Annotated in this window: 11 protein-coding genes; 7 read left to right on the top strand and 4 right to left on the bottom strand. The window is 30.3% G+C overall.

The annotated features are described in order from the left end of the window. Positions 1 to 82: 82 nt before the first annotated feature. From ACTT9Y_RS02345 to ACTT9Y_RS02335, 3 genes are read left to right on the top strand one after another with little or no spacing between them, the layout of a single operon-like run. On the top strand, positions 83 to 1,495 hold the full coding sequence (locus tag ACTT9Y_RS02345) for a TldD/PmbA family protein (RefSeq protein WP_440932837.1): 1,413 nt from the start codon (positions 83 to 85) through the stop codon (positions 1,493 to 1,495). A gap of 6 nt (positions 1,496 to 1,501) precedes the next feature. Next, positions 1,502 to 2,818 carry a TldD/PmbA family protein gene (locus tag ACTT9Y_RS02340; protein ID WP_440932836.1) on the top strand — a complete coding sequence of 439 codons (1,317 nt, stop codon included), beginning with the start codon at positions 1,502 to 1,504 and terminating at the stop codon, positions 2,816 to 2,818. Continuing rightward, positions 2,815 to 3,786, top strand: coding sequence for an NAD(P)-binding protein (locus ACTT9Y_RS02335; RefSeq protein ID WP_440932835.1), 972 nt, complete (start codon positions 2,815 to 2,817; stop codon positions 3,784 to 3,786). The genes ACTT9Y_RS02340 and ACTT9Y_RS02335 overlap by 4 nt, the downstream gene beginning before the upstream one ends. Positions 3,787 to 3,788: 2 nt before the next feature. Here ACTT9Y_RS02335 and ACTT9Y_RS02330 read toward each other — a convergent pair whose 3' ends face one another. Further along, positions 3,789 to 4,469, bottom strand: a complete 681-nt coding sequence (locus ACTT9Y_RS02330; protein WP_440932834.1) for a DUF6134 family protein — start codon at positions 4,467 to 4,469, stop codon at positions 3,789 to 3,791. Positions 4,470 to 4,522: 53 nt separating this feature from the next. Here ACTT9Y_RS02330 and yczE point away from each other — a divergent pair, with 53 nt between their 5' ends. Beyond that, a complete protein-coding gene (yczE, locus tag ACTT9Y_RS02325; protein ID WP_440932833.1) occupies positions 4,523 to 5,170 on the top strand; it encodes a membrane protein YczE in 648 nt (215 codons plus the stop codon). On the opposite strand, the gene typA is transcribed toward yczE, so the two are convergent. The 3 genes from typA to groES all read right to left on the bottom strand — a co-directional run bounded on the left by typA (position 5,167) and on the right by groES (position 9,239). After that, a complete protein-coding gene (gene typA, locus ACTT9Y_RS02320) occupies positions 5,167 to 6,993 on the bottom strand; it encodes a translational GTPase TypA (RefSeq protein WP_440932832.1) in 1,827 nt (608 codons plus the stop codon). The two genes, yczE and typA, sit on opposite strands and share 4 nt — an antisense overlap. Before the next feature lie 271 nt (positions 6,994 to 7,264). Then, complete coding sequence (gene groL / locus ACTT9Y_RS02315; RefSeq protein ID WP_440932831.1) at positions 7,265 to 8,926, bottom strand: chaperonin GroEL; 1,662 nt, start codon at positions 8,924 to 8,926, stop codon at positions 7,265 to 7,267. A 22-nt stretch (positions 8,927 to 8,948) separates the two neighbouring features. After that, entirely contained in the window at positions 8,949 to 9,239 is a 291-nt protein-coding gene (groES, locus tag ACTT9Y_RS02310; protein ID WP_023854741.1) for a co-chaperone GroES, read from the bottom strand. Between the two features lie 132 nt (positions 9,240 to 9,371). Here groES and ACTT9Y_RS02305 point away from each other — a divergent pair, with 132 nt between their 5' ends. From ACTT9Y_RS02305 to ileS, 3 genes are all read left to right on the top strand, one after another. Beyond that, complete coding sequence (locus ACTT9Y_RS02305; protein WP_440932830.1) at positions 9,372 to 10,190, top strand: TIGR01459 family HAD-type hydrolase; 819 nt, start codon at positions 9,372 to 9,374, stop codon at positions 10,188 to 10,190. Then, the gene (locus ACTT9Y_RS02300) at positions 10,184 to 11,107 is read left to right on the top strand and encodes a bifunctional riboflavin kinase/FAD synthetase (RefSeq protein WP_440932829.1); all 924 of its coding nucleotides are present in this window, start codon (positions 10,184 to 10,186) and stop codon (positions 11,105 to 11,107) included. Before ACTT9Y_RS02305 ends, ACTT9Y_RS02300 begins: the two co-directional genes overlap by 7 nt. After that, positions 11,104 to 13,198: isoleucine--tRNA ligase (ileS, locus tag ACTT9Y_RS02295; RefSeq protein WP_440932828.1), on the top strand; the 2,095-nt coding region annotated here is incomplete at its 3' end. The genes ACTT9Y_RS02300 and ileS, both read left to right, overlap by 4 nt.

Below are 13,198 nucleotides of genomic sequence, written 5' to 3'. Positions count from 1 at the left end.
ACTATAATTAACTTTAAGTAAGAAATTGTACATGCGTAAAATGATCAGTTGAAAATTATCAACAAACCACTATTTAAGATGAATGAGTAATTTCTTTAACAAATCTGATTTAACAAGACAAGATGCAGATAAAATTATATCTGATACACTAAATAATTGTGATGATGGTGAGCTTTATTTAGAGGAGTCAAAATCAGAGTCAATTTTGTTAGATGACAATAAAATAAAAAGCTCAAACTATAGTTCTGATTTAGGATTTGGCTTCAGAGCTATCTCAAACGAGGTTGTTGCTTATTCATATTCTAATGAAATATCAAAAGATTCATTAAAAAATTCTTCAGAAAATCTTAAATCCACTCTTAAATCAATAAAAGGCATATATAATCATGAAATTCCAAAATCCAATAAAAAATTTTATGAAGATATTAATCCAATTGAACAAAAAACATTAGACTCGAAATTAGAAGTTTTAAATAAAGTAAATGATTTTTTAAGAAAAAAAGATGGATCTGTAAAACAAGTGACTGCTAGTTTTGCTGGTGAGCAAAAATCAATTGAAATTATTCGATCAGGTGGAGAAGCGCTTACAGATGTACGTCCATTAATTAGATTTAATGTCTCTGTAATGTTGGAAAAAAATGGAAGAAAAGAAACGGGAGTATATGGAATTGGTGGCAGACAATCTTATGACGATTATTTAAAAAATGATAACTGGAAGAATGTTTGTGAAGAGGCTTTTAGAATTGCATCAGTAAATTTAGAAAGCAAACCAGCACCTGCTGGTGAGATGAAAGTAGTCTTAGGACCTGGTTGGCCTGCTATATTAATTCATGAAGCAATTGGTCATGGTCTAGAAGGAGATTTTAATAGAAAAAAAACATCAGCATTTCACGATCTTATGGGAGAAAAAGTTGCAAGTGAGGGAGTAACAATTGTTGATGATGGCACGATAGATAATAGAAGAGGTAGTTTAACTATTGATGACGAGGGAACGCCAACTGAGCGAACAGTTTTAATTGAAAATGGTATTCTTAAAAACTTTATGCAAGACAGGCACAATGCAAGATTAATGAATACAAGATCTACTGGATCTGGAAGAAGAGAAAATTATAGACATATTGTTTTGCCAAGAATGAGAAATACAATGATGTTAAATGGCAATCAAACTCAAGATGAAATGATCAAATCTGTTGATAAAGGAATTTTTGCGGTAAGTTTTGGAGGTGGCCAGGTGGATATTACATCTGGAAAATTTGTATTTAATTGCACTGAGGCTTACGAAATTAATAATGGTAAAATTGGATCTCCAATTAAAGGTGCAACACTTATTGGTGATGGACCATCAATACTTAAAGAGGTATCGATGGTAGGAAATGATATGATGTTAGATCCGGGCATTGGAACTTGTGGAAAATCAGGACAAGGAGTTCCTGTTGGAGTTGCTCAACCTTCAATTTTGATCGATAAAATGACAGTTGGTGGAACAAAACTTTAAAGTATTATGGTTAAGGATCAAGAATTTCTAAAATCTAAAGCTTCATATTGTATAGATTTGGCAAAAAAAATGGGAGCAACTGATGCAAGTGTTACAGTTGGTCACTCAATTTCAGAAACAGTTAATTTTAGAAATAAATCCCTAGAAGCCTCAGATAGATCAGATGGATTGGCATTAAGTATAGAAACTTATTTAGGAAAAAAAAGATCATCAATTTCATCATCAAATTTACTAGATGAAAATATAAAAACTTTAATTGAAAAGTGCTTTGAAACTACAAAAATTACACCAGAGGATGAATTTAATTCATTGCCTGATAAAAATTTGTTAGCCAAACAAATTAGTAGTCTTAATTTGTATGATGAAACAAGATTCGAAAATGATAAAAAAATAAAATATTTAAAGGATTTAGAGGAATCTGCTTCATCAGATAATCAAATCATAAATACAGAGTCTAGTTTCACTGAAAATAAATCAAATTTTATATTAGCTAATAGCGACGGTTTTTGTGACGGTTATAAAACTTCTTCTTTTGTGGCCTCTTGTGTAACAGTTGCAAAAGATGAAAATAGTATGGAAAGAGACTACGAGTTTTCTAGCAAACGTCATTTGTCTGATATTAAGCAAGCAACAGATCTCGGAAATAAAGCCGCCAAGCAAACTATTAAAAAATTGAGCCCTAAAAAAATTGGAAGTGAGAAGATCAGCATAATTTTTGATAAAAGAATTTCAAAGGGAATGTTAAGTACTTTTGCAAGTGCAATTTCTGCTTCCGCAATTGCAAGAGGTACTTCATTTTTAAAGGATAAAATTGATGAACAGGTTTTTGCTAATTCGATAAATGTAATTGATAAACCTGATATTATTAAAGGTATGGGTTCTCAAAACTTTGATTCAGAGGGTGTAAACTCAAATACATTACAACTTATAGAGGACGGAATACTTAAAAATTATCTTGTCGATACATACAATGGAAAAAAATTAAATTTAAAATCAAATGGAAGAAGTGGTGGAACTACCAATTTATATTTTGAAAAAGGAAATATTAGCTATCAGGATCTTATGAAAAAAAATTCAAAGAGTCTTTATATTACCGAAACTATTGGTCATGGGTCTAATATTGTAACTGGAGATTATTCAGTAGGTGCAACTGGTTTTTTAGTTGAAGACGGAGAATTTAAATATCCTGTTAATGAAATAACAATTGCTGGTAATTTTAAGGATATGTTCAAAAATATTATTTTAGCTGATGATTTAGAATTTGAATATTCAGTCAATTCACCAACTATGATGATAGAAGGTATGACTGTTGCAGGAAAATGAGTAGTTATTGTGTAATTGGCTCTGGAATTTCTGGAGCAACAATAGCTAATTTGTTAAGTAAAAAAAATTCCGTTCACATTTATGACAAAGCTCGAGGTCCAGGTGGCAGATCTTCTTTTAAAAGATTAAATAAGTTAAAAGGATTTGACCATGGAGCACAATATATTTCTCCAAAAACAATTAAATTTGAAAAATTTATTACAAATTTATGTAAAAAAAAAATTCTAAAAAAATGGGGTGGCAAACATATTTTTTTACATAAGTTAAAAAAAGAAAATAAAAATCATGTTAAAATAATTGGCTGCAAAGGCAACAATGATATTAGCAAACATTTAATAAAGAATATAAATTGTAATTTTCAAAGTGAGTTGGAGAAGATTAAATTTGTAAACAAAAAATGGAAGCTAGTTTTTAAGAATAATAAAACAAAATATTATGATAAATTAGTATTAACTTGCCCATTCCCGCAATTAAAAAAATTATCAAAAAAATTCATTAAGGATCCATTCATTAAGCAAAAAATCAAAATGGATGCGAATATTACAGTCATGATTGAAATTAAAAAAACAAATAAAAACATATCAAGTTATTTATTTGACGATAAAATTCTAGGGTGGGCCGCTAAAGAAAATAGTAAAAAAAGATTTAAAAGTAAAAATGATTTATGGACTTTACAAAGCACAAACCTATGGGCAAATAAAAAAATAAATAAAAATAGAGAAAATAAAGAAAAAAATTCAAAGATTTTAATTAATCAATTTTTTAAACTTACTGGAATTAAAAAAACAAAAATATTAACTTCATTAAATCATGGTTGGAAATATTCTTCAAATTCTAGATCTTTAAAAATTAAAAGTTATTGGAGTAATAAATTAAATTTAGGAGTGTGTGCAGACTGGTTTGTGGGTCCTAGATTAGAGGCTGGATGGATAAGTGCAAACGATCTTTATAAAAAAATAAATAAATAATTTTATTCAAGATTTTTTAAGCGATACTCCCAATTTCCCATTCTTTCATATGTGACTTTGACAATAACTGAAGTTTTTTTATCAAGCCAAATATCAAAATTTAATTTTTTATCTTCTGGAAGAGACATATCTTTAGATGTGAGTTTGAAATGATCTGTTTCATATTGTTTGCCATCAATTGAAATATTTTCCTTACCAATAAAAGTAACTATTTGTCCTTTTATACTTCCAGAAATAGGACTTATTTGGCTTTCTGCTTGTAAAATTTTATGACTCCACCAATTTCCAATAATATTTTTAACTGAAGCTTCACCTGAATATGAAGATCCTTTAATATCAAACTTTTCATTATTTTTATCTAGTTTTAAGTTTACAAATTTTTCTTTTTTATTTTGGAGTGTCTTTGATTGAAAAGATATCAATTTATCTTTTAAATAAATTTCTTCTCCATATCCTTCTACTTTAAATATTGTTGCAGATAGTAATTTTACCTCAAATTTATATTGATTTTTTACTATCGTTTTTTCATCATCTCTTTTAAAATAATAATTGTTATATCCAATTACTTCATCATTTCTTAAGATCTCCATTTCTATTTTGTCAAATTTGTTATAATGACCTATATGAGCTAGAGAAATTGATGAGGAAAATATAACAAGCAAAATAACTGCAAACTTTTTCATTTGCTGGTTACAATATTAGATTTCTTCATTAATAGATATAGCTTATTACAATTATGTTTTTAAAAATTAAAAAAATTCCAAAAGTAAAATGGAGCTCAGAAAAACCATTTAATTTTAAACCAAAGTTTTCTACATTTTTTTTCTTATGTTTTGGTTTGTCTTTATTTGGATTGGGTGAAGGATTGTTAATTGTTTCATTTACAGGAGCCTCTCCTTGGAGTGTTTTAGCCCAAGGTATTTCCTTAAATGTTAATTTAAGTATTGGAACTATCACATTATTAATAAGTATTGCTGTTTTAATTTTATGGATCCCTCTTGGGCAAAAACCAGGAATGGGTACAATATTTAATGCGTTGATAATTGCAATTATGATTGATCTTTGCATTAAATTTGTTCCAACACCATCAAATTATATTTATCAATTATTATTAGCTGTAATTTCTGTAATCATGGTTGGAATAGGTGGCGGTATTTACTTAGTATCTAATTTAGGAGCCGGTCCTAGAGATGGATTAATGATAGGATTACAAAAATTAACTAATTTTCCTATAGCTGTTGTAAGAGGAACATTAGAAATTTCAGTTGTTAGTGTTGGGTGGTATTTAGGAGGAACAGTTGGGGTTGGAACTTTATTATTTGCATTTGGCATAGGTCCTTGCGTTGCTTTAGGACTTTATTTAGTTGATAAAACTTTTGATTAGGCTGCAGCTATAGCTTTTTCGCTTTTTTTTCTTTCATGTGGATCAAGAATTGCTTTTCTTAATCTGCATGAGTCTGGTGTTATCTCTAAAGCTTCATCTGTATTCAGCATACTTAATTGTTCTGCAATTGACATCTTTCTTACTGGTGTAAGAACAACATTCTCATCAGTGCCTTGAGTTCTCATATTAGTCAATTTTTTACCCTTCATTACATTAATAATCATATCACCTGGTTTAGGTGAAAGACCAACTATCATTCCAGGATAAACAGAGTCATTATGTGTAACAAACATTTCTCCTCGTGCCTGTAAGTTAAAGATAGCAAATGCAACAGCTTTTCCTTGCTCCATTGAGATTAATGCCCCATTTCTTCTACCTTCCATCTCTCCTTCAAAAGGACCATAGCTATGGAATATTCTATTGATCACTCCATTTCCTTTTGTAAGTGTAAGAAATCTGCTTGTGTAGCCCATTAAACCTCTAGTAGGTGCATGAAAAATTAATCTTTTTTTGTTAGTTCCAGTATCTTTTAGTTCTATTAGTTTACCTTTTCGTCTGTTCATTGAGTCAATTACTTTTGATGAATGTTCTTCATCAAGATCAATAGTAATTTCTTCAATTGGCTCAAGTTTGTTTCCACTTTCATCAGTTTTATATAAAACTTTTGGAGGACTAACTGTCATTTCAAAACCTTCTCTTCTCATTTGAGTTAAAAGAATTTCCAACATCAACTCACCTCTACCACTAACAACAAAAGAGTCTTTTCCCTCGTTTTCAGAAAATGTAATTCCAACATTATTTTGTGCCTCTTGAACTAATCTATCTCTTATTTGGGTACTGGTTAGTCTTTTACCTTCAGTTCCAGCTAAGGGTGAAGTATTTACAGTGATTGTAATTGACATTGTAGGAGGATCTATTGGTGTCGCAGGGATTGGCTCATTTACCCCTAGATCACATATCGTATCAGCAACATTTGCTTTTTCTAACCCGGCTACAACTACAATATCCCCAGCCTCGCCAATATCTATTGGAACTTTTTTTGTCCCTTCATATCTAAAAATTTTTGTTAACTTTCCTTCATCAACTTTTTCACCATTTAAATTGATTGCTTTTATAGATTGATTAGCTTTCGCAGTTCCCTGTGCAATTCTTCCAACTAAACTTCTTCCTAAAAAATTATCTGCATAAAGTAGTGTTGATAACATTGCAAAAGGTTTATTTTTATCAAGTTCAGCAGGTTTTACATGATCAACAATTAAATCTAACAAAGGGTTTAAATTTTCTCTTGGACCATCAACTTCATGATCAGCCCAACCTGATCTTCCACTTGCATACAGAACTGGAAAATCTAATTGTTCTTCATTTGCATCTAAGCTAACAAACAAATCAAATGTTTCATCCAAAACTTCATTAGCTCTTTGATCAGCTTTATCTAATTTATTAATAACAACAATTGGCTTTAATCCTTGTTTAAGAGCTTTGGATAACACAAATTTTGTTTGAGGCATAACACCTTCTGCTGAGTCAATTAATAGTAATGCTCCATCTGCCATACTTAAAACTCTTTCAACTTCAGCAGCAAAATCTCTGTGGCCTGGAGTATCGATTATATTTATTCTTGAATTATTCCAATTAATTGAAGCAGGTTTAGCTAAAATTGTAATTCCTCTTTCTTTTTCGAGCTCGCCTGAATCCATTAATCTTTCATTAACAACTTCATTCTCTCTAAATGAACCGCTTTGTTTCATTAAATTATCAATTAGAGTAGTTTTGCCATGATCAACATGAGCTATGATTGTGATGTTTCTGATATTATTACTCATAAATTCTGGCTCTTATACATATTTAAAAGGATATTAAAACTCAAAAAAACTCATAACTGGCTTGAATAATTTTCAAAATTCAGGATTAATTTGTCTTTTTTTGCTTATCTTTTTTAAGTTTTCTTTTTTCTTTAAAGCTCAATTTAGGTTTTTTTTTAACACTAGAGTCTTTAAATGATTTGCCGCTATATCTTTTTGACATAATTAATCTTCACATAAAAAAAAGGCCATCATAAGATGGCCTTTTAAATTTATTCAAGAAAATGAGGGATTACATTCCCATTCCGCCCATGCCACCCATGCCGCCCATACCACCAGGCATACCACCAGGCATTCCGCCAGCAGCATCTTTTTCCTCTGGTTTGTCAGCGATCATTGCTTCTGTAGTTACTAATAATCCAGCAATTGAAGCAGCGTCTTGTAAAGCAGTTCTTACAACTTTTACTGGGTCTATGATACCCTTTGCAAACATATCACAATACTCTTCGTTTTGAGCATCGTAACCGTTAGTTTTTTTCTTCTGCTCTAATAATTTACCAACTACCACTGAACCATCTACACCAGCATTTTTAGTAATTTGTCTAATAGGAGCTTCCAATGCTTTTCTCACGAGATCAACACCTGCTTTCTGGTCATCACCTTTTGCTTTAACTTTATCAAGTTCTTGAGCAGCATAAAGAAGAGCACATCCACCACCAGTTACAATACCTTCTTCAACGGCAGCTCTAGTAGCGTTTAAAGCGTCTTCAACTCTGTCTTTTCTTTCTTTGACTTCAACTTCGGTTGCACCGCCAACTTTGATAACTGCAACTCCACCAGCTAACTTAGCAAGTCTCTCTTGAAGTTTTTCTCTGTCATAATCAGAAGTAGTTTCTTCAACCTGTTGTTTGATAGAAGCACATCTAGCTTCAATATCAGATTTTTTACCACTACCATTAACGATAGTGCTGTTATCTTTATCAACTTTGATTTTCTTACAAGATCCAAGATCATCAAGCTTAACATTTTCAAGTTTAATACCAAGGTCTTCAGATATAACCTGACCTCCTGTTAAAATAGCAATATCTTCAAGCATAGCTTTTCTTCTATCACCAAAACCTGGAGCTTTAACAGCTACAACTTTCAAACCACCTCTAAGTTTGTTTACTACTAAAGTTGCTAAAGCTTCGCCTTCAACATCTTCAGAAATAATCATTAATGGTCTACCAGCTTGAACAACAGCTTCTAAAAGTGGAACCATTGGTTGTAAATTAGTTAATTTCTTTTCATGTAATAAAATAAAAGGATTTTCTAATTCTGTTGTCATCTTATCACTGTTAGTAATAAAATATGGTGATAGATATCCTCTATCAAATTGCATACCCTCGACTACATCTAATTCAGTTTCAATACCCTTGTTTTCTTCAACTGTGATTACCCCTTCATTTCCAACTTTTTGCATTGCTTTTGCAATCATCGTTCCAATTTCTTTATCACCATTCGCAGAAATAGTACCAACTTGTGCAATTTCATCACTGTCTTTTACTTTTTTTGCAGATGCAACAAGACTATCTTTCACCGTTTCTACAGCAGCATCTATTCCTCTTTTTACATCCATAGGATTCATACCGGCCGTTACATACTTGACACCTTCTTTAACAATTGCTTGCGCAAGTATAGTTGCAGTAGTAGTTCCATCACCAGCTTCATCATTAGTTTTGCTAGCAACTTCTTTAACCATTTGTGCACCCATATTTTCAAACTTATCTTCAAGATCTATTTCTTTAGCTACAGACACACCATCTTTAGTAATTCTAGGTGCACCATAAGATTTATCCATTACGACATTTCTTCCTTTTGGTCCTAAAGTTACTTTAACAGTGTCAGCTAAGATATTTACACCTCTAATCATTGCTGCTCTTGCTTCAGCATCAAATTTAACAACTTTTGCCATTATTTTTCTCCTTTAAATTAAATTACTTACCAGAAATACCCATAATGTCTGACTCTTTCATTATGCTATATTCTTTACCATTAATTTTGACTTCAGTTCCTGACCATTTGCCAAATAAAACTTTATCACCAACTTTAACATCCATTGGAATTATTTTTCCATCTTCAGTTTTTGCACCACCACCAACAGCAACAACTTTGCCTTCTTGAGGTTTTTCTTGAGCTGTGTCAGGGATAATTATTCCACCAGCAGTTTTTTCACTGCCATCTAATACTTCGATTAAAACTCTGTCATGTAACGGTTTAAACTTCATAAATTCTCCTTAATAAATCTTTATAAATATGTGCTTCATATAGATATTTCACCGCCTATTTCAAGATCAGAAAAACTTTAGGAAATTAATATTGCTAGTAAATTCGGGATTTTATGGTTTATACCTTAAAATATGACCAAAAATATAGATTTAAATGGCTTACAATCAATTGCTGATAATTATGATCTTTTTTATATAGACTTATGGGGTGTTGTTCATAATGGGGTTAATCTTCATGAAAAAGCAATAGCTGTTTTAAATGAACTTTTAAAAAAAAAGAAAATGTTTGTACTTTTAACAAATGCCCCAAGACCAAATAAAACTGTTCAAAATTTTTTAGAAAAGATGGGAATGGATAAAGTACTCAGAGATCACGTATTTACTTCAGGAGAAGCAGCATTAAATTATTTGAAAAAATCTTACTTATCAAAAAAGTTTTATCACATAGGTCCACCTAGAGATTTTGATTTATTTTATTTATTTGAGAAAAATAAGCGTGAAAATATTAGTGATAGTGAATATTTATTGTGTACAGGGTTGTTTGATAATCACGATAAGGATTTAAAATTTTACAAAGATTTACTTGAAAAACATATTTCCAAAAAAATGATTTGCACAAATCCAGATTTAATTGTTGATCGTGGTAAAGTTAGAGAGCTATGTGCAGGTTCTGTCGCAATGGTTTTTGAAAAAATGGGTGGAGAAGTAGTATATTTTGGAAAACCACATCCAGAGGTTTATAATCAGTCAACTGACAATAAAAATAAAAAAATATTAGCAATAGGTGATAATTTAAATACAGATATCAAGGGCGCAAATCTTTTGAATTATGATTCTTTATTAATTAGTAACGGAATACATAGAAATGAAATAAAAAATAAAGGTATCCAAGATGTTTCAAGAGAGTATGAGGCGATAGTTAATTTTATTCAATCAGATTTAAAATGGTAAAACATTATACAAATTTTAATATTAAAAAATTACACAGAGGATCAATTATTTTAATAGGTAATTTTGATGGTTTGCATTTGGGGCATCAAAAATTATTTCAATTAGCACAGTCCTATAAGAAAAAATATAATCTAAAAATTGGCGTTGTAAATTTTGATCCAATGCCAAAAATGTTTTTTAATAAAAACTTAAAAAATTTTCGACTTTCAAATATTGATCAAAAAATTAAATTACTAAGTTCTTTAAAAGTAGATTTTGTTATTACAAAAAAATTTGATAAAAAATTTTCAAAGACTAAAGCACTAAACTTTATTTCTCAAATTTTAAATAAAAAATTAGGTTCCAAATTTATTTTTGTTAGTAATAATTTTAGATTTGGAAATAAAAGAGAAGGAAATGTTAATTTATTAAAAAAATACGAGAAATCGTTTAATTATAAAGTAATTAAACCAGAGCCATTAATTAAAAATAAAAAAACTGTATCTTCATCTTTAATAAGAAATCTTTTAGAGAAAGGTTTTTTAAAACAAGCAAATAATCTTCTGAGTAGAAATTGGACGATACAGGGAGTCGTAAGAAAGGGAAGACAAATAGGAAAGAAAATTGGTTTTCCAACATGCAATATAGATATTCAGGATTACGTTTTAGCAAAACCAGGAGTGTATGCTGTTAAAGTTTTGAGAAAAAATAGCAACGAGTATCTTAAAGGAATTGCTAATCTTGGATACAGACCAACATTTAATGAAAAACAATTGTTGTTAGAGGTTCATTTATTCAATTTTTCTGGAAATCTTTATAATAAACTTTTATCAGTAGAGTTTTTAGAGTTTATAAGGAAAGAAAAAAAATTTAATAATGTTAATCAATTAAGGGCACAAATAAAAAAAGATTTAAATATTGCAAGAAAGACTAAATGACTAAAGCACAAATAAATCTTCCTAAAACAGCTTTTTCCATGAAAGCTAACCTGCCTACTAAAGAGCCTGAAATTCTTGAATATTGGAAAAAAATAAATCTTTACGATGAATTAAGAAACGAAAGTAAAGGCAGAGAAAAATTCGTCCTACATGATGGTCCTCCTTATGCGAATGGAAATATCCATATGGGAACAGCTCTTAATAAAATTCTTAAAGATATAATTGTAAAATTTCATCAAATGGATGGAAAAGACTCTATTTATGTTCCGGGTTGGGATTGTCATGGTTTGCCCATTGAGTGGAAAATTGAAGAACAATATAAAAAAAACAAAAAAAACAAAAACGAAGTTCCTATAGTTGAGTTTAGAAAAGAATGTAGAACATTTGCTGAGAAGTGGATTGAAATTCACAAAAGCCAATTTAAAAGATTAGGTGTCGTTGGAGATTGGGAAAATTATTATTCCACAATGAGCTTTGATGCAGAGGCACAAATAGTTAGGGAGCTTGGTAAATTTTTAAAAGAAGGAAGTTTATATAGAGGTTTTAAACCTGTGTTGTGGTCAACAGTTGAGAAGACTGCACTTGCTGATGCCGAAGTAGAATATCAAGATCATAAATCAGATACAATTTATACTTCGTTTAAAGTTAAATCATCTAATTTAAAAGATTTGGTCGGAGGTGAAATAGTTATTTGGACAACAACTCCATGGACAATACCAGCTAATAAAGCTTTAGCATATAATGAGTCTCTTGAATATGTTATTTTAGAAATAAATGACGAAGGTGATTTTAAAAATAGAAAAATTGTTATTGCAGACGCTTTACTTGAATCAGTCGTTAAAGAGTGTGAATTAAAAGAATATAAAAAAATTCTCACGTTTAAAGGTAAAGAATTTAAAAATACTATTTGCAGTCATCCATTTTTGAATCTTGGTTATGATCACGATATCCCTATGTTGGAAGCTAGATTTGTAACAACTGAGCAAGGAACTGGAATTGTTCACTGTGCACCAAGCCACGGACCTGATGATTTTAATTTATGTCTGAACAATGATATTAAAGCAATTGAAACTGTTGATGGGAATGGAAAATATACAAATAATGTTAAATTGTTTGAAGGAATTCATATTTTTAAAGCAAATCCTATTGTAATTGAAAAACTAAAAGAGCAAAAAAATTTATTATTAAATAGTGAGCTAGTTCACTCTTACCCTCATTCGTGGAGATCCAAAGCTCCACTTGTTCATAGAGCTACACCTCAATGGTTTATTTCAATGGAAAGTCATAAACTTAGAGATAAAGCATTAAAAGCCATCGATGAAACAACCTTCTATCCAGGCAAAGGTAAAGAAAGATTAAAATCAATGATAGAAACAAGACCTGATTGGTGCGTTTCAAGACAAAGAGTTTGGGGGGTGCCTCTTCCAATTTTTGTAAATAAAAAAACAAAAGAAATTTTAGTTGATGATGAAGTTATCGAAAATATTTCATCAATTTATGAGAAGGAAGGGTCAGATTGTTGGTTTTCAGATGATCCTCAAAGATTTTTAGGTAAGAAATATAAAGCTGATGATTATCAAAAATTAAGTGATATCGTAGAGGTTTGGTTTGATAGCGGTTCAACTCACTCTTTTGTATTGGAAAAAAGAGAAGATTTAAAATGGCCAGCATCAATGTATCTAGAGGGATCAGATCAACATAGAGGCTGGTTTCATTCATCATTATTAGAATCTTGTGGGACAAGAGGTAGAGCTCCATTCGAATCTATCCTATCTCACGGTTTTGTCGTAGATGGTAAAGGTTTGAAGATGTCTAAATCACTAGGAAATGTAATTGCACCTGAAGATATTTTAAAAAAATATGGTGCTGATATTTTAAGAATTTGGGTAGCATCTTCAAATTATGCAGAAGATCTAAGAATAGATTATTCAATCTTAGATCAACACGCGGACTCATATAGAAAAATTAGAAATACTTTTAGATACTTGCTTGGAAATATAAATGACAATTATGAATCAATAAATTTTGATACACTAGATATAAATGAGTTACCTGAGTTAGAACAATTAATGCTACATAAAATTTATATTC

It is taken from the genome of Candidatus Pelagibacter sp. (assembly GCF_052049995.1).
GTDB lineage: Bacteria > Pseudomonadota > Alphaproteobacteria > Pelagibacterales > Pelagibacteraceae > Pelagibacter.
Note: the sequence above shows the minus strand (reverse complement) of the source record. Positions and strands in the feature narration are given on the sequence as shown.